General features: G+C 71.4%; 27 protein-coding genes, 2 pseudogenes and 1 riboswitch. Of the genes and pseudogenes, 16 read left to right on the top strand and 13 right to left on the bottom strand.

Features of this window, described 5'->3' with window-relative positions; genetic code table 11:
• The first annotated feature begins 13 nt into the window (after positions 1 to 13).
• From IEZ15_RS15915 to IEZ15_RS15900, 4 genes are all read left to right on the top strand, one after another.
• Positions 14 to 670: a class I SAM-dependent methyltransferase gene (locus IEZ15_RS15915; protein WP_189277426.1), complete on the top strand. Its 657-nt coding sequence runs from the start codon at positions 14 to 16 to the stop codon at positions 668 to 670.
• A gap of 101 nt (positions 671 to 771) precedes the next feature.
• Positions 772 to 1,710, top strand: a complete 939-nt coding sequence (locus IEZ15_RS15910) for an N-acetylmuramoyl-L-alanine amidase (RefSeq protein ID WP_189277424.1) — start codon at positions 772 to 774, stop codon at positions 1,708 to 1,710.
• Positions 1,711 to 1,896: 186 nt separating this feature from the next.
• Positions 1,897 to 2,724: a hypothetical protein gene (locus IEZ15_RS15905; protein ID WP_229845912.1), complete on the top strand. Its 828-nt coding sequence runs from the start codon at positions 1,897 to 1,899 to the stop codon at positions 2,722 to 2,724.
• Between the two features lie 118 nt (positions 2,725 to 2,842).
• Positions 2,843 to 3,850 carry an LLM class F420-dependent oxidoreductase gene (locus IEZ15_RS15900; protein ID WP_189277422.1) on the top strand — a complete coding sequence of 336 codons (1,008 nt, stop codon included), beginning with the start codon at positions 2,843 to 2,845 and terminating at the stop codon, positions 3,848 to 3,850.
• On the opposite strand, the gene IEZ15_RS15895 is transcribed toward IEZ15_RS15900, so the two are convergent.
• The 4 genes from IEZ15_RS15895 to IEZ15_RS15880 all read right to left on the bottom strand — a co-directional run bounded on the left by IEZ15_RS15895 (position 3,843) and on the right by IEZ15_RS15880 (position 6,987).
• The gene (locus IEZ15_RS15895) at positions 3,843 to 4,415 is read right to left on the bottom strand and encodes a VOC family protein (protein ID WP_114244284.1); all 573 of its coding nucleotides are present in this window, start codon (positions 4,413 to 4,415) and stop codon (positions 3,843 to 3,845) included. The genes IEZ15_RS15900 and IEZ15_RS15895 overlap by 8 nt on opposite strands.
• 4 nt (positions 4,416 to 4,419) lie before the next feature.
• Positions 4,420 to 5,499: a PHP domain-containing protein gene (locus IEZ15_RS15890; RefSeq protein WP_114244285.1), complete on the bottom strand. Its 1,080-nt coding sequence runs from the start codon at positions 5,497 to 5,499 to the stop codon at positions 4,420 to 4,422.
• Between the two features lie 115 nt (positions 5,500 to 5,614).
• Positions 5,615 to 6,391 carry a maleylpyruvate isomerase family mycothiol-dependent enzyme gene (locus tag IEZ15_RS15885; protein WP_189277420.1) on the bottom strand — a complete coding sequence of 259 codons (777 nt, stop codon included), beginning with the start codon at positions 6,389 to 6,391 and terminating at the stop codon, positions 5,615 to 5,617.
• 41 nt (positions 6,392 to 6,432) lie between these two features.
• On the bottom strand, positions 6,433 to 6,987 hold the full coding sequence (locus IEZ15_RS15880; RefSeq protein ID WP_114248963.1) for a hypothetical protein: 555 nt from the start codon (positions 6,985 to 6,987) through the stop codon (positions 6,433 to 6,435).
• 139 nt (positions 6,988 to 7,126) lie between these two features.
• Between IEZ15_RS15880 and IEZ15_RS15875 the strand changes: the two are divergent.
• Positions 7,127 to 7,441 (top strand): annotated as a pseudogene (locus tag IEZ15_RS15875) (hypothetical protein); the annotation flags it as partial.
• 62 nt (positions 7,442 to 7,503) lie between these two features.
• Here IEZ15_RS15875 and IEZ15_RS15870 read toward each other — a convergent pair.
• From IEZ15_RS15870 to IEZ15_RS15860, 3 genes are all read right to left on the bottom strand, one after another.
• The gene (locus IEZ15_RS15870; protein ID WP_189277418.1) at positions 7,504 to 8,577 is read right to left on the bottom strand and encodes a prenyltransferase/squalene oxidase repeat-containing protein; all 1,074 of its coding nucleotides are present in this window, start codon (positions 8,575 to 8,577) and stop codon (positions 7,504 to 7,506) included.
• Positions 8,574 to 9,341, bottom strand: coding sequence for a class I SAM-dependent methyltransferase (locus tag IEZ15_RS15865; RefSeq protein WP_189277416.1), 768 nt, complete (start codon positions 9,339 to 9,341; stop codon positions 8,574 to 8,576). Before IEZ15_RS15865 ends, IEZ15_RS15870 begins: the two co-directional genes overlap by 4 nt.
• A 63-nt stretch (positions 9,342 to 9,404) precedes the next feature.
• Positions 9,405 to 10,736, bottom strand: coding sequence for a glycosyltransferase family 4 protein (locus IEZ15_RS15860; protein ID WP_189277415.1), 1,332 nt, complete (start codon positions 10,734 to 10,736; stop codon positions 9,405 to 9,407).
• A 230-nt stretch (positions 10,737 to 10,966) separates the two neighbouring features.
• Between IEZ15_RS15860 and IEZ15_RS15855 the strand changes: the two genes are divergently transcribed.
• From IEZ15_RS15855 to IEZ15_RS15820, 8 genes are all read left to right on the top strand, one after another.
• The gene (locus tag IEZ15_RS15855; RefSeq protein ID WP_114244290.1) at positions 10,967 to 11,575 is read left to right on the top strand and encodes a TetR family transcriptional regulator; all 609 of its coding nucleotides are present in this window, start codon (positions 10,967 to 10,969) and stop codon (positions 11,573 to 11,575) included.
• A 122-nt stretch (positions 11,576 to 11,697) separates the two neighbouring features.
• Entirely contained in the window at positions 11,698 to 12,048 is a 351-nt protein-coding gene (locus IEZ15_RS15850; RefSeq protein ID WP_189277413.1) for a DUF4190 domain-containing protein, read from the top strand.
• A 217-nt stretch (positions 12,049 to 12,265) separates the two neighbouring features.
• Positions 12,266 to 13,513, top strand: a complete 1,248-nt coding sequence (locus tag IEZ15_RS15845; RefSeq protein WP_114244291.1) for a substrate-binding domain-containing protein — start codon at positions 12,266 to 12,268, stop codon at positions 13,511 to 13,513.
• A 3-nt stretch (positions 13,514 to 13,516) separates the two neighbouring features.
• Positions 13,517 to 14,308, top strand: coding sequence for an ABC transporter ATP-binding protein (locus IEZ15_RS15840; protein WP_189277412.1), 792 nt, complete (start codon positions 13,517 to 13,519; stop codon positions 14,306 to 14,308).
• Positions 14,305 to 15,051 (top strand): ABC transporter ATP-binding protein, encoded by a 747-nt coding sequence (locus tag IEZ15_RS15835; RefSeq protein ID WP_189277410.1) that lies wholly within the window; start codon positions 14,305 to 14,307, stop codon positions 15,049 to 15,051. Before IEZ15_RS15840 ends, IEZ15_RS15835 begins: the two co-directional genes overlap by 4 nt.
• Entirely contained in the window at positions 15,051 to 15,938 is an 888-nt protein-coding gene (locus tag IEZ15_RS15830) for a branched-chain amino acid ABC transporter permease (RefSeq protein ID WP_189277408.1), read from the top strand. Before IEZ15_RS15835 ends, IEZ15_RS15830 begins: the two co-directional genes overlap by 1 nt.
• A complete protein-coding gene (locus tag IEZ15_RS15825) occupies positions 15,935 to 17,089 on the top strand; it encodes a branched-chain amino acid ABC transporter permease (protein WP_229845911.1) in 1,155 nt (384 codons plus the stop codon). Before IEZ15_RS15830 ends, IEZ15_RS15825 begins: the two co-directional genes overlap by 4 nt.
• The gene (locus IEZ15_RS15820) at positions 17,086 to 17,988 is read left to right on the top strand and encodes an alpha/beta hydrolase (protein ID WP_189277406.1); all 903 of its coding nucleotides are present in this window, start codon (positions 17,086 to 17,088) and stop codon (positions 17,986 to 17,988) included. The genes IEZ15_RS15825 and IEZ15_RS15820 overlap by 4 nt, the downstream gene beginning before the upstream one ends.
• A gap of 42 nt (positions 17,989 to 18,030) precedes the next feature.
• Here the strand turns inward: IEZ15_RS15820 and IEZ15_RS15815 are convergent, their stop codons facing one another.
• The 3 genes from IEZ15_RS15815 to IEZ15_RS15805 form a co-directional block, all read right to left on the bottom strand.
• Entirely contained in the window at positions 18,031 to 20,007 is a 1,977-nt protein-coding gene (locus IEZ15_RS15815; protein ID WP_189277405.1) for a helix-turn-helix domain-containing protein, read from the bottom strand.
• A gap of 30 nt (positions 20,008 to 20,037) precedes the next feature.
• Positions 20,038 to 20,880 (bottom strand): 3-hydroxybutyrate dehydrogenase, encoded by an 843-nt coding sequence (locus IEZ15_RS15810; protein WP_189277404.1) that lies wholly within the window; start codon positions 20,878 to 20,880, stop codon positions 20,038 to 20,040.
• Positions 20,881 to 21,026: 146 nt separating this feature from the next.
• Positions 21,027 to 21,221 carry a hypothetical protein gene (locus IEZ15_RS15805; RefSeq protein ID WP_189277403.1) on the bottom strand — a complete coding sequence of 65 codons (195 nt, stop codon included), beginning with the start codon at positions 21,219 to 21,221 and terminating at the stop codon, positions 21,027 to 21,029.
• 183 nt (positions 21,222 to 21,404) lie between these two features.
• Here IEZ15_RS15805 and IEZ15_RS15800 point away from each other — a divergent pair, with 183 nt between their 5' ends.
• Positions 21,405 to 21,857 carry a WapI family immunity protein gene (locus IEZ15_RS15800; RefSeq protein WP_189277402.1) on the top strand — a complete coding sequence of 151 codons (453 nt, stop codon included), beginning with the start codon at positions 21,405 to 21,407 and terminating at the stop codon, positions 21,855 to 21,857.
• Positions 21,858 to 21,953: 96 nt separating this feature from the next.
• On the opposite strand, the pseudogene IEZ15_RS44685 reads toward IEZ15_RS15800, so the two are convergent.
• Positions 21,954 to 22,268 (bottom strand): annotated as a pseudogene (locus IEZ15_RS44685) (aldo/keto reductase); the annotation flags it as partial.
• A gap of 68 nt (positions 22,269 to 22,336) precedes the next feature.
• Between IEZ15_RS44685 and IEZ15_RS15795 the strand changes: the two are divergent.
• On the top strand, positions 22,337 to 22,510 hold the full coding sequence (locus IEZ15_RS15795) for a hypothetical protein (RefSeq protein WP_189277401.1): 174 nt from the start codon (positions 22,337 to 22,339) through the stop codon (positions 22,508 to 22,510).
• A 27-nt stretch (positions 22,511 to 22,537) separates the two neighbouring features.
• Here IEZ15_RS15795 and IEZ15_RS15790 read toward each other — a convergent pair whose 3' ends face one another.
• Positions 22,538 to 22,771: a ferredoxin gene (locus IEZ15_RS15790; RefSeq protein ID WP_114244306.1), complete on the bottom strand. Its 234-nt coding sequence runs from the start codon at positions 22,769 to 22,771 to the stop codon at positions 22,538 to 22,540.
• Positions 22,771 to 24,231, bottom strand: coding sequence for an aldehyde dehydrogenase (locus IEZ15_RS15785; RefSeq protein ID WP_114244307.1), 1,461 nt, complete (start codon positions 24,229 to 24,231; stop codon positions 22,771 to 22,773). Before IEZ15_RS15785 ends, IEZ15_RS15790 begins: the two co-directional genes overlap by 1 nt.
• Positions 24,232 to 24,500: 269 nt before the next feature.
• Here IEZ15_RS15785 and IEZ15_RS15780 point away from each other — a divergent pair, with 269 nt between their 5' ends.
• Positions 24,501 to 25,541 carry a Strvi_7410 family MBL fold metallo-hydrolase gene (locus IEZ15_RS15780; RefSeq protein WP_189277400.1) on the top strand — a complete coding sequence of 347 codons (1,041 nt, stop codon included), beginning with the start codon at positions 24,501 to 24,503 and terminating at the stop codon, positions 25,539 to 25,541.
• Between the two features lie 110 nt (positions 25,542 to 25,651).
• Positions 25,652 to 25,725: riboswitch (cobalamin riboswitch) on the top strand.
• Positions 25,726 to 25,793 lie beyond the last annotated feature (68 nt).

The raw sequence follows: 25,793 nt of genomic DNA, 5'->3' as shown, positions 1-25,793 counted from the left end.
CCAGGAGGAACCCGTGCCCGTCGAGTCCGTCGCCGAGCCCGAGCCCGAGATTCTCGCCGCCTTCCGGGCCGCCAAGGGCTTCATGCCGGTGGTCGAGGGGCTCGCCCTGTACCGGGCCGCCGTCGAGGCCGCCGCGCTGGGGCTGCCGGTCCTTGAGGTCGGGACGTACTGCGGGCGCTCCACCATCCTGCTCGCCGACGCCGCGCGGGCGGCCGGTGTGACGGCTCTCACCGTCGACCACCACCGCGGCAGTGAGGAGCAGCAGCCGGGCTGGGAGTATCACGACCCGACCGTGGTGGACCCGGAGGTCGGCCGTATGGACACGCTGCCGACGTTCCGCCGGACCCTGCACGAGGCAGGTCTCGAAGACCATGTCGTGGCATTGGTCGGACGGTCTGTGCAGGTCGCGGCCGTGTGGGGCGGGAAGCTCGGCCTCGTCTTCATCGACGGCGGTCACACCGACGAGCATGCCAACGGTGACTACGAGGGCTGGGCGCCGCATGTCGCGGATGGCGGGCTGCTGGTGATCCACGATGTGTTCCCGGATCCCGCGCACGGGGGCCAGGCTCCGTATCGCGTCTATCTGCGGGCGCTGGCCTCGGGCGCGTTCACCGAGGTCTCGGTGACGGATTCGCTGCGGGTTCTGCGGCGTACCGGAGCGGGGATCTGAGGGCAGCCGGATACGGCCCCGGTCGGGTGCGGGTCTCCGGGTCCCGGTCGGGTACCGGTGTTCGGACCGGTCGGTCCGAGGCTCCCCGATAGCATCGCGGGGTGCCGTACGACGAGAGCGTTCCCCCCACCCCACGCCGCCGGCCCCTGCTCGCCGCCGCCCTGCTCGCAGCCGTGTGCCTGAGTGCCGCGGGCTGCGGTGCGGACGGCGCCGGCGGCGGGGCGCAGGCACTGCCGGGCAGCAGCGGTAGCGCCGCCGCGTCGCCGTCGGCCCCGCCGTCGACGAGCACTCCGGTGCCGGAGAAGACGTCCGCCTCCCCCACCCCGTCCGCGAAGCCGTCGAAGTCCGCGCCCGGCCGGGTGTCCGGGCCGCTGTCCGGGAAGACCGTCGTCATCGACCCCGGCCACAACCCGAACAACCATCTGCACACCCGCGAGATCAACCGCCAGGTGGACATCGGCACCACGCACAAGGAGTGCGACACCACCGGAACCTCGACCAACTCCGGCTACGCGGAAGCCCGGTTCACCCTTGACGTGTCGCACCGGCTGCGTACGCTCCTGCAGGACCAGGGCGCGAAGGTCGTGTTGACGTACGACAACGACCGCCCGTACGGGCCCTGTGTCGACGAGCGGGCCCGGATCGGCAACGACGCCAAGGCCGATGCGGTGGTCTCGGTGCACGCGGACGGTTCCGCGGTCGGCAACCGCGGCTTCCATGTGATCGTCCCCGCGCCGGTACGGGGAGGAGCGGCGGACACCTCGGAGATCGTCGAGCCGTCGCGCGATCTCGGCACCCGGATCGCCGGTCTCTTCGTCCGCGATACCGGAAGTGCACCTTCCAATTACGTGGGCGGCAATACCGGGTTGGACATCCGCAAGGATCTGGGCGGACTGAATTTGTCGACCGTGCCCAAAGTGTTCATCGAATGCGGCAATATGCGTGACCCGAAGGACGCCGCCCTGCTCACCAGTGCGAGTTGGCGCCAGAAGGCGGCGCAGGGCATTGCCGATGGCATCAGCAGCTATCTGATGGGGTAGCAAGAGGTAGTTCTGAGGCGAAATTGGGGGGATGTGCACCCAAGGTCCGGGCAGGGACACAACCCGCCCGGGCAGACGATAGATTCATCCGTACGATGGGGAGCCGCCCTCGAGCTTCGCGCCGTGCCCGCCCTATCGGTGGCAGCGACGACCGCCCCGACGAGACGATCGACTAAGGACCTTCACGTGAATATCCGCTCCCTCACTCGAGGCGATGGCGTGGTGATCGGAGCAGCGGTCGTGCTGTTCATCGCCTCTTTCCTCGATTACTTCTCCTACGGCGACCTCAACGTAAGTGCGCCGAGCGCCTGGGAGTCGTTGGGCAACGCGATCGGTGTCTACATGGTCGGGGTGGCCGGTGCGGCACTGATCATCCTGTCCCGCTCGCAGCCTCAGTCCCGCAAGGTCGCGGGTCTGGATCTCGGCCAGTTCGGTGTCGCGGCTACGGTCTTCACCGCCTGGAACCTCTTCTGGACGATCATCGACCTCGGTCAGGTCGACGCCGGTGCGGGTCTCGTCCTCGGCCTGATCGCCGCCCTGGCGCTGGCCGCGGGCGCGATCGCCACTCCGCTGGTCCCCGCGCTCAAGGCCCCGCTGGCAAGCGCCCCGCGTCCGCAGGCCGTGCAGTCGCCGTACGGCGGCCAGCCGCAGCCCGGCCAGGGATACGGCTACCCCGGCGCCCAGCAGCAGCCGTACGGCGCACAGCCGGGGCAGCCGCAGCCGTACGGTGCGCAGCCGCAGGCCGGCCAGCCGCAGCCCGGTCAGCCGGAGCCGCAGAACGCCCAGCCGGCTCCGGCGGCCGGTGCGCCGGCCGGTGACTTCACACCGTTCTGGTTCGCGGTGCCGGTGGCCCGCCCGCTGTACGCGGAGGACGGTTCGCCGTCGCCGATCGCCGAGTTGGCGCCCGGCACCTGGTACCTCGCGGTGGAGCAGCGCGGTCCGGGCCTCATCGCCCAGACCCAGGACGGCCGTCGTGGTGTGCTCCAGGACACCACGGGCATCCAGCGCGGCTGAGTCCACGCTTCCGTAGCACGAACAGCGGCCTCCCGCCCCTTCCGGGTGGGGGGCCGCTGTCGTACTCTCCGTCCGTGCGTCATCTGACATGACGTCAGAAATGGTGGGAGGCAACGGAATGCGGCTGGGACTCGCGCTCGGTTACTGGGGCCGCGGCCCGAACCCCGCCCATCTCGAGCTCGCCCGGGAGGCGGAGGAGCTGGGGTACGACTCGGTGTGGACGGCGGAGGCCTGGGGCTCCGACGCGTTCACCCCGCTGACCTGGATCGCCGCGCACACCTCCCGCATCCGGCTCGGCACCGGTATCGCGCAGATGGCGGCGCGCACCCCGACGGCGACCGCCATGCACGCCCTGACCCTCGACCATCTCTCCGGCGGCCGGATGATGCTCGGCCTGGGGCTGTCCGGACCGCAGGTGGTGGAGGGCTGGTACGGGCGGCCGTTCCCGAAGAGCCCGCTGACCGCGACCCGCGAGTATGTCGATGTCATCCGTCAAGTACTGGGCCGCGAGGCCCCCGTTGAGCTGGACGGACGTTTCCACTCCCACCCGTACAACGGTCCGGACGCCACCGGTCTGGGCAAGCCGCTGAAGCCGATCACCCATCCGCTGCGGTCCCGGCTGCCCGTACTGCTCGGGGCGGAGGGCCCGAAGAACATCGCGCAGACGACGAGGATCGCCGACGGCTGGCTGCCGCTGTACTGGTCACCGCTGCGCACCGAGGTGTACGAGGCGTCGCTGGCCGATCTCCCCGACGGCTTCATGGTCGCGCCGATGGCCCGCGCGCACGTCTGTGACGATGTCGCGGAGGGGCTGCTGCCGGTGAAGGCGATGCTCGGCTTCTACATCGGAGGGATGGGACACGCGGCCCGTAACTTCCATGCCGATCTGATGGCGCGGATGGGATTCGAGGAGGAGGCGCGGCGGATCCAGCAGCTGTTCCTCGAAGGGCGCAAGGAGGAGGCGGTGCTGGCCGTGCCGGACGCGTTCGCCGATGAGATCTCGCTCGTCGGACCCCGTCGACGGATCGCGGAGCGGCTGGAGTTGTGGCGCAAGGGGCCGGTGACCGATCTGCTGGTGACAGCACCGGACCCGCACACCCTGCGGGTGCTCGCTGAACTCAACTAGGCCGGGCCGGGTCCGTCGGCCAGGCCCCGGTGCCGACCGGCGCGGGCCGCACCCGCCGTCGTGGCGCGGTGCGCTCCCAGGGCTGGGGGTCGGGGTACGTCAGGAGTACCAGCGTGCTGCCCCATGGGGTGCGCAGATACGCGAACCGGTTGCGCTCCCCCGCTTCGGGGCCCCACAGCGGCTGCGCCGGTGCGAGCAGCGAGGCCCCCGCGGCGACACAGTCCCGCACGGCCGCGTCCAGATCGTCGGCGTAGAGCGCCACATGCTGCCAGCCGAAGTCGCAGGGCAGCACCGGTGGTTCCCGGCGGGGGCCCTGGAACTCGAACAGCTCGATGCCCGGGCCGTCGCCGGGAAGGGCCAGCATCCGGATCGCCAACTGCTGTGTGCCCGCCGGGACTCCGAGCCGCCGCTCGACGTCCCGCCCGCCCTGCGGGTGGTCCTGGCGGCGCAGGGTGTCGTACAGCACCTCGGCGCCGAACGCCCTGGCAAGAAAGAGGGTGGCTGTCTCCAGGTCGGGGACCGTGACCCCGATGTGGTCGATGCCTCGCACGCTTGTGGCCGTCATGGGTTCACCGCTCCTGTCCCGGGGCTGCGCAGACCGCCCCGTCCGCCCCGGAGCGGGCCCGCTCCGGGGTCGTGCCCCCGCGCGACCAGGCCAGCAGTTCGTCGGCCGACCACGTGGTGATGACGCGTTCCGCCGGGACGTGGCACTCCTCGGCGCGGGCGCAGCCGTGGATCTGCCAGTCCAGCTGTCCGGGCGCGTGTGCGTCGGTGTCGATGGAGAACAGGGTGCCCGCGGCGACGGCCCGGCGCAGCAGCCGGCGGGGCGGGTCGAGCCGTTCGGGCCGGCTGTTGATCTCCACCGCCGTGCCCGCCTGCGCGCACGCGGCGAAGACCTCGTCCGCGTCGAACCGGGACTCCGGGCGGCCCCGGCCGGTGATCAGCCGCCCGGTGCAGTGCCCGAGGACGTTCGCCCGGGGATGGCGGACGGCCGCGAGCAGGCGTCTGGTCATCTGGGCGGCGGCCATCCGCAGTTCGGAGTGTACGGAGACCACCACGACGTCCAACTGCTCCAGCAGCTCCTCCTCCTGGTCGAGGGAGCCGTCAGGGAGTATGTCGCACTCGATGCCGGTGAGCAGCCGGAACGGCGCCCAGCCCGCGTTGATCCCGGCGATCACATCCAGCTGCCGGCGCAGCCGCTCCGGGGAGAGCCCGTTCGCCACGGTCAGCCGGGGCGAGTGGTCGGTGAGGACCGCCCACTCATGGCCCAGCTCCGCCGCCGTGCGGCCCATCTCCTCGATCGGGCTGCCGCCGTCCGACCAGTCGGAGTGCAGATGGCAGTCGCCGCGCAGCAGGGCGAACAGGCTCCGGCCGCCGTCGGGGAGCGGGGCGGCAGCGGCCTCCTCCTCCAGTCGCTCCAGGTAGCCGGGCACTTCCCCGGCCACCGCCTCGCGGATCACCTGCGCGGTCTTCGGCCCGATGCCCCTGACCGACTCCAGCGAGCCGTCCGCCACCCGCTGTGCGGCCTCGCCGTCCGTCATCGCCGCGACCACGTCGGCGGCCGTACGGAACGCCTGCACGCGGTAGGTGTCGGCCCTGCCGCGTTCCAGCAGGAAGGCGATCCGTTTCAGGGCGCGGACGGGCTCCATCGGCACCTCCACAGGGGCCGCCGGACACAACGTGCTCTCCCCTCCAGCTTGGCTCAGCACCGCCGCGCCCGCACAGCGGACGGGGACCGCACAGCGGGCCGCGGCCGGTGGGGGCTCAGCCGAACGCCGCGCGCTCCAGCCAGAAGTCCAGCAGTTCCGCGTCCCCCAGCACCTCGACCCGGTCACTGTCCGGAGCGAGGCGCCGGTTGAAGACCAGCATGACGTCGGTGAGCGGGCCCCGCAGCGCCACGGTCGCCTTCTCGTGGGCGCGCCGCCAGGTGAAGCCGTCCTCAGCGAACTCGATCAGCCACTCGGCGCCGGGCACGTCCGTGGCGTGCAGATGGATCGAGCGCCCGGTGCCGACCGGTCCGGCAACCTCCTTGATGCCCGCTGCCTGCATGAAGGCGACGATCTCCAGCCACTCCTCGATCGTGTCGGCGGCCAGCTCGGGAGCAACCTCGTAGCCGGTCTTCGCGGTGAGCGCCGCGTCGGCCTGGTGGACGATCGTCTCGTGCGCCATGCGGCGCGCCCAGAAGCCCGCGCTCCGCTCCCACCCCCAGGACCAGACCTCCTGGTCCGGGCCGGCCGCCCGCAGCGCCTCGACGGTCTTCGCCGCGCCGTCCGCCAGCCAGGCGTCCAGCACGGCGGGGTCGTCGCCCTCGGGTGTGGAATCCGGCACTCGTTCGTGCGGGACCGCTTCGGTGGCCCGGGTGCGTACGATCTCGCCCGCCCAACGGTGCGCTCGGCCGACGTGGACGGCGAGGTCACGCAGCGTCCAGTCGGGGCAGGTCGGGACGGTCGCGTCGAGGTCGGCGTCCTTGATCGCCGCCCTCAACGCGTCGGTGCGGCCGATGATTTCGTCACAGTAGAGGTCATGTGGGAGTGCGCTCATGACACGCACCCTAGTTCGATCAAGGGCCGGAATCCCATCGATTACCCGCCGAGTTGCGAGCTGGTGGGCACCTTGTCCTTCACCTCGGCGCCCGCACTCTTGCCCGCGTCCTTGATGCCGCTGATCACGCTCTCGAAGGCGCCGATGTCGCCCGCGCCCGCCTCGCCCTTGCGGAGCTTGCTGCCGAGCCCCTTGAGCGATTCGATGCCCGCCGTCAGCGGCGCGACCGCCTTCGACAGCAGCGGGTCGCCCTTGGCGTTGACCACCGCGGCCTTCAGCCGGTTGTAGGCGAAGCCGCCCGCGAGCCCGGCCTTGACCAGAGCGAACGTCCGTCCGTCCGCGCCCTTCTTGAACTTGCCCTCACGGTACGGCTTCACGATCCACTGGTACGTCGCACCGGCCGCGAGCCCCGCATTGGCGACGAACCGCGTCTTGGCGAACTTCTGCGCCTCGGCCGAGGACGTGCCACTCGGGGAGGCGGAGCTGCTCGCGGTCTTGCTCTCGTTGCCGCCGCCGCACGCGGTGGCGCCCACCAGTACGGCGCAGGACAGCATCAGCGAGACGAGCAGACGGCGGAGCGGTACGGGACGGTTCACGGCGGAACTGAGCACAGCGGGCCTCCCTGGCCGGGCGCATCACGGCGATCTTTACAGTGAGTGACGCGTCTGGACACTCTCCGCAAGGCTCGCCCGGCCCCGGGCAGCGTGCCACTCGGGGCCGCCGTCCGGGTTTCTCCTGCCGGAAAACGGCAACCCGGAACCCACGTCTCCTCGGACAAGTACGAGAAGCACCACCGCAGCGCGTGTCATAGCCGTCGCGGCCGACATCATGGCCTTCGTCATCGGTTTGTGGATCCTGATGTACCTGCTGGAGGCCAACCGTGGCAACGACCTGGTGAATGTCGTCCGGCACACCGCACGCCGGCCGGCCGACTGGTCGTACGACCTGTCCACCTTCGAGGAGGCGTGGGCGCGGGTGGTCTCCGGATACGGGCCGGCCGCCGTCGTCCACCTCTTCGTGGGCCACGCGGTGGCCGGCCGCATCCGGCGCCGGGAGGGTGCTGAAGTCAGCACCCTCCTGGACCTGTCCGGCGGATCTGCGCGGGACAGGCCCTAACCGCAGCAGTCCGGTTCCAGCCCCCGCGGCAGCCGTTCGCCGCTGAAGACCGCGGTGGTCGCCTCGTCGCCGCCGAGCGCGGCCACCGCGAGCAGCAGCGAACCGGCGGTCCAGGTGGTGAGTTCCTCCGGCCAGAACGCCCGGTTGCCCTCGAAGACGTACCCCGTCCAGTACATGCCGTTGTCGGCGCGCAGATGCCGGATGGACTGGAGGATCTCCAGCGCCCGGTCGGACTCACCCATCACCCAGAGCGCCAGGGCGAGTTCACAGCTCTCGCCACCGGTCACCCATGGATTGGGCAGCACACAGCGCACCCCGAGGCCGGGGACCACGAAGCGGTCCCAGCCCTCCTCGATCCGGTCCTTGGCGGCCGCTCCGGTGAGCGCGCCGCCGAGGACCGGGTAGTACCAGTCCATCGAGTAGCGGCTCTTGTCCAGGAAGCGTTCCGGGTGGTTGCGGATCGCGTGGGCCAGCGCACCGGTCGCCAACTCCCAGTCGGGCTGCGGCTCTTCGCGCTGTTCGGCGAGGGCGAGTGCGCAGCGCAGCGCCTGGTGGATGGAGGAGCAGCCGGTCAGCAGCGCGTCCTCGACGGGGGTTCCGTCGGCTTCGCGCTTCCAGCCGATCTGGCCGCCGGGCTGCTGGAGCCGGAGCACGAATTCGACGGCGGCGTAGACCGTCGGCCACATCCGGTCGACGAACGCGTCGTCGCCGGTGGCGAGGTAGTGATGCCAGACACCGACGGCCACGTACGCGCAGAAGTTGGTCTCCAGACCGCGGTCGGTCGGCTGCTCCGGGTCTCCGTCGTGGTAGGCGGCGTACCAGGAGCCGTCCTCGTTCTGATGCCGGGCCAGCCAGTCGTACGCGCGTTCCGCGGCGGCGTGCTCGCCGGCCGCGTCGAGAGCCATGGCGGCCTCGGTGTGGTCCCACGGGTCGAGGTGGTGGCCGCGGAACCAGGGCAGCGCGCCGTCCTCGCACTGCGCGGCGAGGAGGGCTGCGACGGTTTCGGCGGCCTGCTCGGCGGTGAGGACTCCGGGCAGTACGAGGTGTTCGGTCTGCTCGGGAGTGGTCACGCCTCGGCCCTGGAGAGGTCCTCGGCAGCGGCGGCCACGGGCAGGTGCGGCTTGGTCGCGTACGCCACGAAGCTCTTGCCGACGACCGGGTTGAGCAACTGCTCGGCGACCCGGGTGACGGCCGGCTTCTTCATGATGTCCCAGACCAGCAGCTTGTGGTACGCGCGGACCGGCAACGCTGCGTCCTTGCCGTCGCGGCCCACCCCGAACGCACACTTCAGCCACCAGTACGGCGAGTGCAGGGCGTGCGCGTGGTGGGTTCCGTACGGCTTGAGGCCGGCGCCGCGGATCTTGCCGAGCAGTTCGTCGGCCCGGTAGATGCGGATGTGGCCGCCCTCGACCTCGTGGTACGCGTCGGAGAGCGTCCAGCAGACCTTCTCGGGGCCGTAGCGCGGCACGGTGATCGCGATCCGGCCGCCGGGCTTGAGGACCCGGACCATCTCGGCGAGCACACCCTTGTCGTCGGGGATGTGCTCCATCACCTCGGAGATGATCACGACGTCGAAGGACTCGTCGGGGAACGGCAGATTGAGCGCGTCGCCCTCCATCGCGGTGGCGGTGGCGCCCTCGGGGGCCTCCCCGGCCTCCTTCATCGCGGCGAACCACTTCGCGACCTCGCGGATCTCCTCGCCGTTCCGGTCGAGTGCCACGACCTGGGCGCCGCGCCGGTAGCACTCGAAGGCGTGGCGTCCGGCGCCGCAGCCCAGGTCGAGCACTCGGTCACCTGCGGCGAGCGGGAAGCGGGTGAAGTCCACGGTCAGCACGAATGCCTGCTTTCGCGGTCGAGGGGGGTCAGTGGGCGGGGACGACGAGGACGGGCGGCGGTGTCAACGACGGCCGCCGGGGCGCGCGGTACCGGCGCGGGCGGCGATCGCCTCGCGGTAGAGGGCGGCGGTGCCGATGGCGGCCTGCTTCCAGGTGAACCGGGAGAGCACCCGGGCGCGGCCCGCGGCGCCGAGCCGGGCCCGCAGTTCCGGATCGCCGAGCAGCCGGGCGAGCGCCCCGGCCAGCGCCCCGGCGTCGGCGGGTGGGACGGCCAGGCAGGTCTCGCCGTCCGGGCCCGCGACCTCGGGGATCGCACCGCCGGTGGTGGCGACGAGGGGCGTGCCGGTGGCCATGGCTTCGGCAGCGGGCAGCGAGAAGCCCTCGTACAGCGAGGGGACGCAGGCGATCTGGGCGCTGCGCACCAGGTCGACGAATTCGGCGTCGCTGATGCCCTTGACGAACTCGACGGCGTCCCGGAGTCCGTGCCGCTCGATGGCCTGCGCAACCGGCCCGTCCTCGGCCCGCTTGCCGACGACCACGAGGTGCGCCTGCGGGTTCTCGGTACGGAGCTCGGCGAGCGCCTCGACGAGGTGGACGAGGCCCTTCAACGGGACGTCGGCGCTGGAGGTGGTGACGATCCGGCCGGGAACCTCGGCGACCGACGGGTCGGGCGACCAGAGGTCGGTGTCCGCGCCGATGTGCACGACGTGGATACGGTCCCCCCGCACCCCGAGATGGTCGACGATCTCCTGCTTGGAGGAGCCGGAGACGGTGAGCACCGAGGGCAGCCGGCGCGCGACCCGCTTCTGCATGCGGGTGAAGGCGTACCAGCGGCGGACGGAGGCGCGCCGACGACGGGTCTCGGCGGCGTCCAGGTCCAACTGCCGGTCGACCGTTATGGGGTGGTGGATCGTGGTGACGAGCGGGGCGCCGAGGTCAGCCAACAGCCCGTACCCGAGGGTCTGGTTGTCGTGGATGACGTCGAACTCGCCTCGGCGTGCGGCGAGATGGCGTCGGGCGCGCAGGCTGAAGGTGAGGGGCTCCGGGAAGCCGCCGGTCCACATGGTGGCGACCTCCGCGGCGTCGATCCAGTCCCGGTACTCGCCGCGCTTCGGGGTACGGAAGGGGTCGGGCTGGCGGTAGAGGTCCAGGCTCGGCAACTCGGTGAGCGGGACGCCCTCGTCGAGCACCGGATAGGGCTGGGCGCCGATCACTTCGACGCTGTGGCCGAGGCGGGCGAGCTCGCGGCCGAGGTGGCGTACGTAAACGCCCTGGCCGCCGCAGAACGGGTTGCCCTTGTAGCTGAGGAGTGCAATGCGCAACGGACGGTCGCCGGCGGTGCCCTGCGTGTCGCTGCCCGTGCGGGGGCCCGTCTCCACGGCCTCAGCGGTCACACTCGGCCCCCTTCTCACTGCGTGTTCGCCGGAGCGTAGCCGCTCACGCTAATCTAGAACAAGTTTCAGACTGGATCGTTCAATGAGCTACGAATCTACCGGCAGGTAGCGTCGGCGCAACGGCCGGATCAGGTGATTCGCGCCACGACCGGCCGCCCTGGCATGCTGTGCGCCGCCGGGAGACCGAGCGCCTCCCTCCGGTTGCGGACAGAAGCCATGGATGGGGACACATGACAGCGGAAGCCAAGCCGGCATCGCCGCCGCTGACGGAGCGGCAGGAAGCCCGCCGCCGCCGCATCCTGCACGCCAGCGCCCAGCTCGCCAGCAGGGGCGGGTTCGAGGCGGTGCAGATGCGTGAGGTCGCGGAGGCCGCCGAGGTCGCCCTGGGCACGCTGTACCGCTACTTCCCGTCCAAGATCCATCTGCTGGTCGCCACCATGCAGGACCAGCTCCAGCACATGCACACGACGCTGCACAAGCGCCCCCCGGCCGGGGACGACGCGGCGCAGCGGGTCGCCGACACTCTGATGCGGGCGTTCCGCGCACTGCAGCGCGAACCGCATCTGGCGGATGCGATGGTGCGGGCCCTGACCTTCGCGGACCGCAGCGTCAGCCCGGAGGTGGACACCGTCTCGCGGATCACGACGGCGATCATCCTGGACGCGATGGGCCTGGAGCATCCGACGCCGGAGCAGCTGTCCGCGGTCCGGGTCATCGAGCACACCTGGCACTCGGCGCTGATCACCTGGCTGTCGGGGCGGGCGTCGATCGCCCAGGTGAAGATAGACATCGAGACGGTGTGCCGGCTGATCGACGTGACGGCACCCCGGGACGCGTAGGGCCCGTCCGGCCCCGGCAGCGGATCCATGGCCTTTCATCACACATCCCTCACCGTCCCGTCCGAAAGGACCACAGGCCTCTCCTTATCATGATCATGACCAGCATCGATGGAGAGGAAGACATGGCTGACCAGTCAGGCAGTACGGGCGGCGCGATGGGGACGCAGGCCCCGGGCGGACCGGGTTACGGCATGCAGCCCCCGGTCGGTTACGGGTACCCCGGTGGCGCCCCGCTGCCCAGCGGCAAGGCGACGACCTCGATGGTGCTCGGCATCCTCGGGCTGGTGCTGATCCCGATCATCCTGCCGATCATCGCGCTGTGCCTCGGCGTCTCGGCCCGCCGCATGGCGGACCGGGGCGAGGGAGGCGGCCGCGGCCAGGCGACCGCCGGAATGGTGATGGGCATCATCGGCTGCGCGTTCGCGGCCCTCGGCTTCACCGTGGCCACGATCCAGGCGGTCGCCGCCGTGTGACGGGCCACCGCCCGCGGCGCTGACGCTTCGCGCGCCGCGCCCCCCGGGACCGGATCCCGTCCGGATCCCGTCCCGGGGGCGCGGCCCACGGCCCCGGGACATGTGCGGCCCCCACATGTGCACCGCATCAGGTGGGGCGCTCTGCACCATGTCGACGGCGGCACGGTGTTCATACGGTTCGGCGACATCACATGAATACGCCGAGGAGCCCGTCACCATGCGTCGCAGAGCCACAGGCACCGTCCGTCACCACAGATCTCTCTCCGCCGTCGTCACGCTGGCCTCGGCCGGCCTGCTGCTGGTCGGGTGCACCGCCGCGGGGAAGGCGGGCGAGGCCGATTCCGCGTCCGGCAAGGACGCGAAGGACCAGAGCGTGAAGGTGGGCCTGGTCTACTCCCGTACAGGGCTGCTCGCGGACTACGGGAAGCAGTACCGCGACGGGTTCATGGCGGGCCTGGACTACGCGACGAAGGGCACCGGCAAGGTCGCCGGGCACCGTATCGAGGTCACCGAGCAGGACGACGCGGGCGACCCGGGCAAGGCGGTCTCCGCGGCCAAGAACCTGATCGGCAAGGGCTACAAGGTGCTGGCCGGCACCACCGATTCCGGGGTGGCCCTCCAGATGGCGCCGCTCGCCGCCCAGAACAAGGTGCTGTACATCAGCGGCCCCGCCGCCACCGACGCCGTGACCGGCATCAACGACTACACCTTCCGCTCGGGCCGGCAGTCCTACCAGGACATCCTCACGGCCGGGACGATGCTCGGCGAGGCCAAGGGCAAGAAGGTCACGGTGCTGGCCCAGGACTCCACCTTCGGCCAGGCCAATGTCGCCGCCGTGAAGGCCGTCCTCGGCTCCAAGGGCGCGAAGGTGGGCTCCGTACTGGCTCCGCCCAGCGCCACCGACCTGACCCCGTTCGCCCGACAGGTCAAGGCGGGCGGGCCCGATCTGGTCTTCGTCGCCTGGGCCGGCTCCACCGCACCGGCGCTGTGGACCGCACTGGACCAGCAGGGCGTGCTGGAGGCGAGCAAGGTCGTCACGGGTCTCGCCGGAACGGCCTCGTACCCGATCTTCGGGAACGCCGGTTCCAAGGTGTCGTTCCTGGCGCACTACTTCCCCGGCGCGGGCGGCGGCAACGCCGTGGAGAAGGCCATGCTCGACTCGGTGACCAAGGCCGGCGGCACCCCGGACCTGTTCACCCCCGACGGCTTCACCGCGGCACAGATGGTCGTGCGCGCCGTCGAGGAGGGCGGCGCCACCGACTCCGCCGCCATGGTCGAGGCCCTCGAGGGCTGGAGCTTCGACGGGGTGAAGGGCAAGGAGCAGGTCCGTGCCGGGGACCACGCACTGGTGCAGCCGATGTTCGTCGCGAAGCTCAAGGGGAACGGCGCCGGTGCCCGGCCGGAGCTGGTGAGCACCGAACCGATGGACGAGGTGGCGCCGCCCGCCAAGCCCTCGGCGGGCTGACCGATGGCCGCAGCGGACACCACCGCGGAGCGCCGGGGCGGGGCGCGGAACACCGCCCCGGTGCTTCAACTGGCCGGGCTCGGCTGGGGCGTCGGCGGGGCGACGATCGTCGAGGACGTCACGCTGAGCGTCCACGAGGGCGAGTTCCTCGCCTTCATCGGCCCCAACGGAGCCGGCAAGACCTCTCTGTTCAACCTGATCAGCGGGCTGACCATGGCCACGTCGGGCACGATCGCGCTGGACGGTACGGACATGACGGACCACCCCGCGCACGCGCGTGCGAGACGCGGCATCGGCCGCACGTTCCAGACATCCAGCCTCTGGCCCGGGATGAGCGTGGCCGACCACGTCCGGCTGGCCGCCCAGGCGGCCCGGGGCGGCTCGTACCGGCTGTGGCGGCGCGCCTCCCCGTACACCGCCGAGGTGAACGGCGTACTGGAACGCACCGGCCTCGGCCACCGGGCCCGGGCGATGGCGTCCGAGCTGTCGCACGGCGAGAAACGGAAGCTGGAGCTGGCGGTGCTGCTGGTGGGCGAGCCGCGGCTGATGCTGCTCGACGAGCCGATGGCCGGGGTGAGCGCGGAGGAGGTACCCGCGCTGACCGAACTGATCCGCACCCTGCACCGGGACGAGGGCCGCACCGTCCTGATGGTCGAGCACCACATGGACGTCCTGCTGGGCCTGGCCGACCGGCTCGCTGTGATGCACCACGGAAGGCTGCTGGCGCTGGACACCCCGGAGGCAGTGACCGCCGACCCGACCGTTCAACAGGCCTATCTCGGGGAGGGGTTGTGACGACAGGGAACCTGCTCGCCGTACGGGACCTGCGGGTCCTGATCGGCGGCCGGCACATCCTGCACGGCGTGAACCTGGACGTCGCCCGGCACGGGGTGACCGCGCTCCTCGGCCGCAACGGCGCAGGGAAGACCACGACCGTGCGCGGCGTCCTCGGCCTCGTCCCGCGCACCGGCAGCGTGCGGCTGGACGGCGAGGAGACCGTGTCGATGCCCACCCACACCGTGGTGCGCCTCGGCATCGGTTACGCCCCCGAGGACCGGGGCATCTTCGCCGGGCTGACCGTCGCGGAGAATCTGCGCCTGGCCGAGCGGCGCGGCGCGGGCGAGCCCGCGTACCCGCTCGTCCATGAGCTCTTTCCCGAACTGAAGCGCCGGGAAAGGCAGTTGGCGGGCACATTGTCCGGCGGGCAGCAGCAGATGGTGGCCATCGGCCGCACGCTGCTGTGCGGCAACCGGCTGATCATCGCCGACGAACCCACCAAGGGCCTGGCGCCGAAGGTGGTCACCGAGGTCGCCCAGGTGCTGGAGCGGGCCGCCGAGGCGGTGCCGGTGCTGCTCGTGGAGCAGAACCTCGCCGTCGTGCGGCGCCTGGCCGAGCACTGTGCGGTGCTGGCCGACGGCCGGACCGCCCATCAGGGACCGGCCGCCGAACTGCTGGGCGATGCGGAAGCGGCACGTCGTCTGCTGGGCGTGGGACACGGCCCGGCCACCGAAGCACCTTGCGTGGAGGCGGATTCCTGATGTCCACCGTCGTTCTGCTCACCATGACCGGACTCGGTCTGGGGGCGCTCTACTTCCTGATCGCATCGGGACTCTCACTGATCTTCGGCCTGATGGATGTGCTCAACTTCGCGCACGGGGCGCTGCTCTCCATCGGTGCGTACGGCACCTGGTGGGCGGCGTCCGGCAATCTGCCCGGCGCCGGCCCGGGCGGAGCGGGCTTCCTCCTCGCGGTCCTGTTCGGTACGGCGGTGGGCACCGCGGCCGCCGTGCTGCTGGAACTCACCGTCGTCCGCCCGCTCTACACCCGGCCGCGCGAGCAGGTGCTCGCCACGGTCGGGGTGGGGCTCGCCGTCCCGGCGCTGCTGTCGGGCATCTGGGGTTCGGACGCCCGGACCTTCCCGGGGCCGAAGGCGCTGTCCGGCACCTTCGGGCTGCTCGGCGCCCAGGTCCCGGTCAACCGTCTGGTACTGGTCGCGGCGGCGGTCGTGGTCCTCGTCGCACTGCGGCTCTTCCTCGGCCGTACCCGGCACGGTCTGGTCGTACGGGCCGGGGTCGAGGACCGGGCGATGGTCACCGCCCTGGGTATCGATGTACGCAAGGCGTTCACACTCGTCTTCGCGATCGGCGGCTGCGCCGCCGCGCTCGGCGGGGCGCTCGGCGGCCTGTACTTCGGCTCGGTCGACCCCCGCCAGGGCACCTCGCTGCTGATCTTCGCGTTCGTCGTGGTGGTCACCGGGGGCATGGGCTCGGTGACCGGCGCCGCCGTGGCATCCGCCGTCATCGGCCTGGTCCAGCAGTTCGCCAACTACTACACCGCAGCGGGCCTCGGCGACCTGGCCGTCGTCGTCCTGCTCGCCGCGCTGCTGCTTCTGCGGCCGCGCGGACTGACCGGGAGGCTCGCGTGAGCACCGTCACCGAGACACACGACCGCACCGGCGAAAAACACACGGTCGCACCCGGCCCCGGGAACACCGCCCGGCTGCTGCGCCGCTGGTGGCCCGCCGCCGCACTGCTGATCCTCGCCGTCGCGCCGTACAGCGCACTGCCGCTGCCCGGACTCCTGGACGGCCCGCTCGGCAGCCCCGGCAGTCTCCAACTCCTTGCCACCTGCCTGCTGTTCGGCGCGTTGGCAACCGGCTACGACCTGCTGCTCGGCCGCACCGGGCTGCTCTCCTTCGGGCATGCGCTCTACTTCGCCGCGGGCAGCTACGCCACCAACATGTTCCTGCTGGAGGCGGGCCTCCCGTTCGCCGTGTCCGCACTGCTCGGCCTCTGCTTCGGGACCGCGCTCGCGCTGGTCCTGGGGTCGGTGAGCCTGCGGGTCACCGGCATCGGCTTCTCCATGGTGACGCTGGCCTTCGCCCAGGCGGGCTCGATCCTGGTCTCCCGCAACCCCGGTGGTCTCACCGGTGGAGAGGAGGGCCGGGCCGCCCCCGCGGATCTGCTGCCGTCCGGGCTCGTGGGCATCGAGCACACCGCGAACCTCTACTGGGTGGCACTCGCCTATCTGGTCCTCACCCTCGCCGTCGTCCACTGGGCGGTCCGCTCCCCCACCGGACGGGTCTGGGAGGGCATCAAGGAGAACGAACGCCGGGTGGAGGTACTGGGCTTGAAGCCGTACGGCTTCAAGCTGACGGCCTTCGTCCTGGCGGGCGCGCTGGCCGCGCTGGGCGGTCTGGTGCACCTGCTGCTCACCGGCGGCTCGACCCCTCAGACAACCACCTCGGACTTCACCCTCTCGCTGCTGGTGATGGTGGTGCTGGGCGGATCGGGCACCCGCTGGGGCCCGATGGTCGGCGGCATCCTCTACACCTGGGCCGATCACCGGCTCGGCGATCTGGCCGGGTCGGGCGCGGTCGCCGATCTGCCCGCGGTGCTGCGGGTGCCGCTCTCCCAGCCGCTGTTCCTGCTCGGCGTGCTGTTCGTGGCCGTGGTACACCTGCTGCCGGGCGGCCTGGCCCGGCTGCCGTCCCGGCTGGCGGCGGTACGCCGCAGGCCCGCCACCACCGAAACGCTCCCGGCCAGGAAGGCCCGGAAGGAGAACGGACGCCCGTGATTGCGTACGAAGAGGTACAGGTCCCCGTGACCGGGGGCGAGTTGGCGGTACTGAGGTGGCCGGCCCGCGAGCCGGACGCACCGGTCGTCGTCGCCCTGCACGGCATCACGGCCAACGCGCTGTCCTGGGGCCCGGTGGCGAGACTGCTGGACGGCCGCATCACCCTGATCGCTCCGGATCTGCGTGGCCGGGCCGGGAGTTCGGCCCTGCCGGGGCCGTACGGGATCGCCACGCACACCGATGACATCGCCGCCCTGACCGAGGCCCTGGGTCTGGACCGGGTGGTGCTGGCCGGCCATTCGATGGGCGCGTTCGTGGCGGCGCTGGCCGCCGTGCGGCACCCGGAACGGTTCGGGCCGCTGCTGCTGGTCGACGGCGGCATCGGTTTCCCCGCCCCCACGCATCTCTCCCCGGACGAGCTGATGACCGCCGTGATCGGCCCGGCCATGGACCGGCTGTCGATGACCTTCCCCGACCGGGCCGCCTACCGCTCCTTCTGGCAGGCGCATCCGGCGTTCGCGGGTGCGTGGTCGGCAGAGGTGGATGCGTACATCCAGCGCGACCTGACCGGGGACGAACCCGCCATGCACTCCACCTGCCGGATCGAGGCGGTACGCACCGACGGCATCGGTCTCTTCGACGAGGAGGTGCTGACGGCGGTACGGAAGCTGCCGGCTCCGGCGACTCTGCTGTGGGCGCGGCGGGGCCTGATGAACGAGGACCAGGGCCTGTACGACGAGACACGGCTGGCAGCGGCCGACCTCGGGGGCACGGAGGTGACACCGGTGCCGGTACGGGACGTCAACCACTACACACTGCTGACGGGAGAAGCGGGCGCCGGAGAGATCGCACACCACTTGCTGACCATGGCCGCCACCCCCGGCCCGTCCGGCGCCTGAGGACACAGACACCGGAACGCACCCCGGGCGGCCGGGCGGCCTCTACCGCTCCCGGCCGCCCGCCAACAGATGCAACCGCAAGGCAAGTTGCAGCTCCAACGCCCGGCCGGGCTCGTTCCAGTCCCGCCCCAGCAGCACCTGCACCCGGTCCAGCCGCTGCACCACCGTGTTGACGTGCACGTGAAGCTCGTCCTTGGCGCGGATGAGACTGCCCCCGGACCCGAAATAGGCACCGAGCGTACGCACGAGATGCGTGCCGCGCTGCGCGTCGTACTCCAGCAGCGGCCCCAGTGTCGCCGTGACGAAGCCGTCGACGTCCTGGGCGTTGCCCAACACCACACCGAGAAAGCCCAGTTCTTCGATGCAGGCGCCTTCCCCCGCACGCCCCAGGACCCGCATGGCGCGCAGGCAGCGGGCGGCCTCCCCGTATGCGGAGGCCAGCTCCCGGGCGCCGCGGGCCGGCCCGGTGGCGGCGACGGTGACGGGGGCCTGGATCAGCTGGCCGAGCTGGGCCGCCGCCGCGCGTGCCGCGTCACCGGCAGCCGGGCCGGGGTCGTCGGCCTCCAGCAACAGCACCACGTTCCCCGCGTGTTCGGCGCTCACCCCGTGGATGTCCCCGCCGAACAGATAGCGCATCGCGGCAGGGGCCAGTCTCTCCCGGGCGCCGCCCTCGGCCACCAGCAGCAGATGCGGGCGGTCGAGGTCGATGCCGAGGCGTCGGCCGCGTTCGGCGAGTCCGGCCGGGTCGCGGTCCGCGTCGGTCAGCAGGTCGGTGATCAGCTCTCCGCGGATCCGGTTCTCGGTCTCGGCGACCGTGCGCCGCAGCAGCAGAAGGAGTCCGGTGACCACCGAGGCCCGCTCGAACAGCCGCCGGTCGGAGTCGTCGAGCTGTTCACGCCGGTGCAGGACCAGACCGGCCAGGAGTTCCCGTCCGGCGAGGACCGCGCAGATCCAGCGGCCGTCGCGGTGCACGGCGCGGGCACCGGTACGGGACTCCTCGGCGGTCTCGGCCAGCCACCCGGCGTCCATGCTGTCGGCGGCGAAGTCCGCACCGTCGGGCCGGACCGCCGCCAGGGGCCGCCCGCCCGGGTCATGAATGGTGAGCGGGGAGTTCAACAGCCCCGCGACCGCCGCGGCGACATCCTTGACATCACGGCCGCGCAGGACCAGATCGGTCAGCCGGTCGTGGGACTCCTCGGCGCGCCGCATCGCCGCCGAGTGGGCCCGTACGGCCGCGTTGGCCTCGGCCAGTTCGGCGTTGGTCTCGGCCAGTTCGTCCAGCGCGGACCGGGTGTCGGCGAGCGCGCGGGCGGTGTCGATGGCGATCGCGGCATGTGCGGCGAGCGAGCACAGCAGGGCGACCTCGTCGGGACTGAAGACGCGGGGTGCGCGGTCGGCTGCGAAGAGGACGCCGATGACCTTTCCCGTACCGCCGCGGCTGGAGCCGAGAAGCAGGGGCACGCCCAGGATGGCGACGAGCCCGTCGTCCAGCACCGCGGAGTCGATGTTGCGGGTGTGGTGGAAGCGGTCGTCGGTGCGGTAGTCGTGGGTGGCGTACGGGCTCGCGGTCTGCGCCACCAGCCCGCCGAGCCCTTCACCGAGCTCCAGCCGCAGGCACTGGAAGGACACCGACACCGACCCGTCGGTGACCCGCATATAGGTGTCCCCCGCCTCCTCGTCGGGGAGCGTGAGATATGCCGTGTCCGTGCCGAGCAGCATCCTGGCGCGGCGGACGATCGCCTTCAGCACGTCGTCCAGGTCGCGGGATGCGGCCAGGTCGCCCGCGGTGTCGAAGAGGGCGGTGAGCTGGAGCTCGCGGCGCCGGTGCTGCCGCAGAGCGCCCCTGATCCGCAGGGCGGTGGCGGTGGCCCGCTCCACCTCCGCCAGATCGCCCGCGGGCACACCGGCGGCCCGCGCCTGCGAGGAGACGGCGCCCAGCGCCTCGGCGGGGGCGTCGTCGGCCAGCAGGTCGAGAAGGCGCCGCAGATGGGGCGCGGCGGAGGCGGACGGTTCAGACATGGGCGGCCATCGTTCGTAGGGGTCGGGTGATCAGTTGGCGGTCCAGCCGCCGTCCATGGAGAGCGAGGTGCCGGTGATGTGCCCGGTACGCGGCCCGCAGAGCCACAGCACGGCCTCGGCGACGTCGTCGGGTTCGATCAGGCGCTTGATCGCGCTGCGTTCCAGCATGACCCGGCCCACCACCTCCTCCTCGGAGATGCCGTGCGTACGGGCCTGGTCCGCGATCTGGTTCTCGACCAGGGGGGTGCGTACGTACCCGGGGCTGACGCAGTTGCTCGTCACCCCGTGCTCCGCCGCTTCGAGCGCGACCACCTTGCTGAGTCCCTCCAGTGCGTGCTTGGCCGTCACATAGGCCGATTTGTAGGGGCTGGCCCGCAGGCCGTGCACGGACGAGATGTTGACCACGCGTCCCCAGCCGCGTTCGTACATGCCCGGCAGGGTCCGGCGCAAGATGCGGAACGGGGCCTCCACCATGACGCGCTGGATCAGCGCGAACCGGTCCGGTGGGAATTCGTGCACGGGGGCGACGTGCTGAAGCCCTGCGTTGTTGACCACGATGTCCACGTCGGCGGGCAGCGTGTCCACCGTGTCCGGGACGGAGAGATCGACCACCCACGCCGTCCCGCCGATCGTCTCCGCCAGGCTCTTCGCGGCGTCCGCGGCCTTGTCCACCACATGGACATGGGCGCCCGCGGCGGCCAGGGCCTGTGCGCAGGCCCGCCCGATACCGCTGGCGGCACCGGTCACCAGGGCGGTGCGCCCGGCGAGGAGCCGGTCCGCGGTCGACGGCGAGGGACCTGCGGCGGGCGGCGGGACGGTGGACGGGGCGGCCTGCTGGGCGGGCCCGCGGTCCGGGCTCTGAGGAGTCTCCATGGTCGTCACCGTAAGGAGACCCAGGCCCTCGTCACACGGGGTCGGTGCACACACCGTCGTACGACGGCATGGTGGCGGCGTACATGGTGCGGGTCCGGTCCCGGGCCGTCAGTGGGCCGCGTCCAGCGCCGCCCGCTGCTCCGCGGTCAGCCCCAGGTGACCGCGCGGAGCGACGCGCTGCCCACCCATGCGAGAAGAAGGCCCACGCCCAGCCACACATCCGGGCCCCAGTACGCCGTGCGTACCGCGGCCAGGCTCACCCCGGCCGCACCGAGCCCTACGAACGACCACAGGGTGCGCCTCCCGAGGGGCAGGCAGGTCACTTCCCGGGCATCGGTCATGCGCGGAATCCTGCCATCGGCCGGGCTGCACCTGCTTGTGCAGTGTCCGGCAACTTCCCGGCCCGCAACGCTGCCGACCGCGTACGAGGTGAAGCCCTGCCCGCGATACACGGCGCCTGACTTTCGGCTGGTTCCGCATTCATTCACGTTGGTGTGCGCGACGGTGCGTGGCACCCTTGGGCGGTGCTGCTCACGGATCAGGAACATCGCATCGAATTGCGCCCGCTGCGCTACCGGTTCCCCGCGGTCATCGGCGACCGGTACGACGACAACTGGCTGGTCGTCGAAGGCGAGGTGACCACACCCGAGGCCAGTTGGTCCTTCACCGACCCATGCCTGCTGACCGAAGAGGCACGCCAGATCTCGCCGTGGCTGCGGGCCGCGGGCGGAGAAACGCTGACGGGCACACTGCCGGATCTCTCCTTCCTCGAGCCCGTTCTGTCCTTCAGTCATGCCGCAGGGGGCGATGGCGCCGGGGCACTGCGAGTGCACCTCTGCTACGAAGCAGCGCCTGCATGGCGGGCGGGCGGCAAGAGCTCTGATGCGTGCGTGATCGAGATCAGGGCCACCGCTGAAGGACTGCGGCGGGCGGCGGACGAATGGGACCGTTGCCTGGCCCCGTTCCCGCCCCGCTGACCGGTCGCTCCAGCCCTTGCGCCGGGGTTCAGCGCCCTTCCTGGGGCATCCCTGAGGCCGCGTCGAGTTCGGCGACTCCGCTTCGTCGGGCGTCGGGTCGGCCGCTGCCGCCGAGTCGCGAATGGTGGCCGGCCGGGGCGGCCCCGGGATCGGGACGACGACCGGGGATTCGGCCAACTCCCGGGCCGGACACACTTGCTGAGGGCCGCCCCCGCGTTCCTCGGCGATCCGCGCGAACGCAGCGTGTGATGAACCCGGGCCGCCCGCCCGGGAGATGCCGTCCAGCGGGCTGTACGGCAGGAAGGCGATCCCCAGCTCGGTGCACGGGCGCAGCTGCGGCTCGCTGTCACGGGTGGCCGGCGAGAAGTTGTTCTGTACGGACACCAGCCACTCGCCGAGGATGCCGTGGGCCGCGCCGAGCGGCTGCGCGACCCCGCCGCGGCATCACCTACGCGCTCGCACGCGCCACGGTCGGTTTCATGCGCGAGCGCGGCGCTCGCGCGCCGGAGGCATACCCGGTGATCACAAAGCCAGGAATGGAGATCACTTGGGGAGAACTCCACGTCGGCAGCCGCGACGTTTTCGCCGACGCGAGGTTCACCGGGGTGAACAGGCCCACACTCAGGCGGGTCGTCATGCGGATCGACTTCTGACCGTCGCCCTCCCGCCTGCTGCTCCCGCTACTCCTCCGGCGGGAAGACGACCTCCCCCGATCCGGTCAGCGTGATCGTGATCGCCTCGACCGGGCACCCCTCGGCCGCGGCGAGGACCTTCTCGTTGGCATCGGTCTCCGGGGCTGCCGGGTGGGACTGCCGGGCGGAATCCAGCGCGAATCCGCCCGGGGCATGGTTCACGCACATCCCGGAACCGATGCAGACCCCGCGGTCGACCTCCACGGCCCAGCGGTCCCCCATCACGCCCCCTCGTATCCGGCCGGCAGATGGATCATCTTGTGCTCGAAGTACTCGGCGTATCCCTCGGGGCCGAACTCCCGTCCCAGACCGGAGTTCTTGTAGCCGCCGAACGGGCCGAGCATGTCGAGGCTGAAGGTGTTCACGCTGTACGTGCCCGTCCTGACCCGGCGGGCGATGTCGATGCCGCGTTCGGTGTCGGCGGTCCAGACGCTGCCGCTGAGCCCGTAGTCGGAGTCGTTGGCGATCCGTACGGCCTCGTCCTCGTCGCCGTACGGCAGGAGGCAGATGACGGGGCCGAAGATCTCCTCGCGGGCGATGCGCATGGAGTTGTCGACGTCGCCGAAGAGGGTCGGCTCCACGTACCAGCCCCGTTCCTGGGACGCCGGACGACCGCCGCCGGTAAGGATCTTGGCGCCCTCGTCCTGTCCGATCCGGATGTAGTCGAGCGAGCGCCGCTGCTGGCGCTGCGCGACAAGGGGGCCGAGTTCGGTGGCGGGGTCGAGCGGGTCGCCGACCTTCAGCGCACCCGCCGCGGCGGCGAACGCCTCGGCCATCTCGTCGTAGCGGGAGCGCGGGACGAGGATGCGGGTCTGGGCCACGCACGCCTGGCCGTTGATCATCCAGGCGAAGGGGACGATGCCCGCGACGGCCGCGTCCAGATCGGCGTCGGGGAGGATCACGGCGGCGGACTTCCCGCCCAGCTCCAGCGTGACCCGGGTGAGGTTGCGGGAGGCGACCTCCATCACCCGGCGCCCCGCGGCCACGGACCCGGTGAACGACACCTTGTCGACGCCCGGATGCCCGACCAGGTACTCGCTGACCTCACGGTCGGCCGGAAGGATCGACAGCACCCCCTCCGGCAGCCCGGCCTCGGCGGCGATCTCGGCCAGGATGTAGGCGTCCAGCGGGGATTCGGGCGAGACCTTGAGCACGGCGGAGCAGCCGGCCAGCAGCGCGGGCGCGAGCTTGGCGGCGGCGGTGAACTGCGGAACGTTCCACGGCACCACGGCCGCGACCACCCCCACCGGCTCCCGGCGCACCAGCAGCGGCCCGAGCACCCCGTCCCGCCGCTCCTCGTACGGGAAGCTGCGGGCGACGGTGATCGCCGCGTCCCACACCATCATCGCGGCAAGCGCCTGCACCATGACACCGGACGTGTACGGGGTGCCGTTCTCCGAGCTGATGACCCGGGCGATCTCCTCGTACCGCACGGCGAACGCGTCCTTGATCCGGGTGATCACCTCGATCCGCTCGTCGAGGGACGCCCGTGGCCAGGGTCCCTCGTCGAAGGCCCGCCGGGCGGCGGCGACCGCCCGGTCCACATCCCCCTCGCAGGCGTGCGGCACCCGGCCGATGACCTGTTCGGTGTGCGGGGAGATGACCTCGATGACATCCCGGCCCAGCGGATCGACCAACTCCCCGCCGATGAACAGTTTTCCGTGTTCGACAAGCTCGGTCATGGCTGCTGCCTCCCGCGACCCGGCACGTTACCTGACTCCGTGCCAGAACTGATACCAGTTCCAGTTCCAGGAGTCCACGGCTGCGACAGCACCCACCCGGGCCGCCGGCCGATCGATCCGGGCCGCCGCACAACCGAGGAACACCCCCGAACGAATAGATGGTCGACCGGGGCTACTACTGGAACAAGTTCTCGTTACAGTGGGCGCGGTGCACCGCACAGCCGTACGTCCGGTACGCCGACCAGGCCGCGGAGAGAGATGGGGAGCCCATGACGCAGGTGACCGACCACGGCGGGGGCGTACACAGCATCAAGGTCCCCATCCCTGACAATCCGCTCGGCCACACTCTTGTGCATGTTCTCGACACCGATCGCGGGCCGGTCCTGATCGATACGGGCTGGGACGATCCGGAGGCGTGGGACACGCTCACCGACGGGCTCGCCGCCACCGGTGTGGATATCGGCGACATCCACGGTGTGGTCATCACCCACCATCACCCGGACCACCACGGCCTCTCCGGGCAGGTGCGCGAGGCGTCCGGGGCCTGGATCGCCATGCATGCGGCGGACACCGCGATCGTGCGGCGTACCCGTGAGTCCCGGCCGGGTACCTGGCTGGCGTATCTCTCGGCGAAGCTCAGCGCGGTCGGTGCGCCCGAGGAGCATCTCGCGCCGTTGCGGGCGGCCGCGGCCGAGAGGGGCCGGATGCGCACGCTGCCCGGGCTGCGGGCCGCACTTCCCGACCGGGAGATCGTTCCCGGTGAACTCCTCGGTCTGGCCGGCCGCAAGCTGCGGGCCATCTGGACGCCGGGGCACACGCCCGGCCATGTCTGCCTGCACCTGGAGGAGGAGCATCCGCGGAATCTGCCGGGCCGTGGCCGGCTCTTTTCCGGGGATCATCTGCTGCCGGGCATCAGCCCGCACATCGGGCTGTACGAGGGCCCGGACGACGCGACGGTGACCGACCCTCTCGGGGACTACCTCGACTCACTGGAGCGCATCGGCAGGCTCGGGGTCGCCGAAGTGCTGCCCGCCCATCAGTACGCGTTCGCGGATGCCGCCGGCCGCGTACAGGAACTCCTGGACCATCACGAGGAGCGGCTGACCGGCCTGCTCGAACTGCTGGCCGCCCCGCTGACGCCGTGGCAGCTGGCCGAGCGAATGGAGTGGAACCGGCCCTGGGCGCAGATCCCGCACGGCTCGCGGAGCATCGCCGTCTCGGAGGCGGAGGCGCATCTGCGGCGGCTGGTGAAGCTGGGGCGCGCGGAGGCGGTGGCGGGGAGCGAGCCGGTGACGTACATCGCGGTGTGACGGGGCTCCCGCCCTGGCGGGAGCCAGGACGGGCGTCGACGCTCCTCCCGGCTCGGAGGCCGCCCGAACCCGCCCGGTAGAGTATGCGAGTCGTCATCATGCCCGTTCAGGGGGAAGCCGGTGCAAATCCGGCACTGACCACGCAGCCGTGAACCGTCACAGGAGACGGTGAGTCGGAATGCCCTGTCCGCGGTCGTGACCGGCTCGCACCACCGGAACCCCGGTGGTCGGCACCGTCGAGGTATACGGAGC

Origin of the sequence: Streptomyces atratus (genome assembly GCF_014648655.1) — a bacterium.
GTDB classification, from domain to species: Bacteria; Actinomycetota; Actinomycetes; order Streptomycetales; family Streptomycetaceae; genus Streptomyces; species Streptomyces atratus.
The sequence above is the reverse complement of the archived record's forward strand: the minus strand, read 5'-3'. Positions and strand labels throughout refer to the sequence as shown.

What these genes read in the sequence shown, in the direction of transcription:
- IEZ15_RS15840 (WP_189277412.1), top strand. Translation starts at nt 13,517, where the DNA reads ATGGCCGCAGCGGACACCACCGCGGAGCGCCGGGGCGGGGCGCGGAAC.
- IEZ15_RS15815 (WP_189277405.1), bottom strand. Translation starts at nt 20,007, where the DNA reads ATGTCTGAACCGTCCGCCTCCGCCGCGCCCCATCTGCGGCGCCTTCTC.
- IEZ15_RS15795 (WP_189277401.1), top strand. Translation starts at nt 22,337, where the DNA reads ATGCGCGAGCGCGGCGCTCGCGCGCCGGAGGCATACCCGGTGATCACA.
- IEZ15_RS15885 (WP_189277420.1), bottom strand. Translation starts at nt 6,391, where the DNA reads ATGAGCGCACTCCCACATGACCTCTACTGTGACGAAATCATCGGCCGC.
- IEZ15_RS15890 (WP_114244285.1), bottom strand. Translation starts at nt 5,499, where the DNA reads ATGGAGCCCGTCCGCGCCCTGAAACGGATCGCCTTCCTGCTGGAACGC.
- IEZ15_RS15805 (WP_189277403.1), bottom strand. Translation starts at nt 21,221, where the DNA reads ATGACCGATGCCCGGGAAGTGACCTGCCTGCCCCTCGGGAGGCGCACC.
- IEZ15_RS15850 (WP_189277413.1), top strand. Translation starts at nt 11,698, where the DNA reads ATGGCTGACCAGTCAGGCAGTACGGGCGGCGCGATGGGGACGCAGGCC.
- IEZ15_RS15830 (WP_189277408.1), top strand. Translation starts at nt 15,051, where the DNA reads ATGTCCACCGTCGTTCTGCTCACCATGACCGGACTCGGTCTGGGGGCG.
- IEZ15_RS15845 (WP_114244291.1), top strand. Translation starts at nt 12,266, where the DNA reads ATGCGTCGCAGAGCCACAGGCACCGTCCGTCACCACAGATCTCTCTCC.
- IEZ15_RS15785 (WP_114244307.1), bottom strand. Translation starts at nt 24,231, where the DNA reads ATGACCGAGCTTGTCGAACACGGAAAACTGTTCATCGGCGGGGAGTTG.
- IEZ15_RS15855 (WP_114244290.1), top strand. Translation starts at nt 10,967, where the DNA reads ATGACAGCGGAAGCCAAGCCGGCATCGCCGCCGCTGACGGAGCGGCAG.
- IEZ15_RS15895 (WP_114244284.1), bottom strand. Translation starts at nt 4,415, where the DNA reads ATGACGGCCACAAGCGTGCGAGGCATCGACCACATCGGGGTCACGGTC.
- IEZ15_RS15810 (WP_189277404.1), bottom strand. Translation starts at nt 20,880, where the DNA reads ATGGAGACTCCTCAGAGCCCGGACCGCGGGCCCGCCCAGCAGGCCGCC.
- IEZ15_RS15900 (WP_189277422.1), top strand. Translation starts at nt 2,843, where the DNA reads ATGCGGCTGGGACTCGCGCTCGGTTACTGGGGCCGCGGCCCGAACCCC.
- IEZ15_RS15780 (WP_189277400.1), top strand. Translation starts at nt 24,501, where the DNA reads ATGACGCAGGTGACCGACCACGGCGGGGGCGTACACAGCATCAAGGTC.
- IEZ15_RS15790 (WP_114244306.1), bottom strand. Translation starts at nt 22,771, where the DNA reads ATGGGGGACCGCTGGGCCGTGGAGGTCGACCGCGGGGTCTGCATCGGT.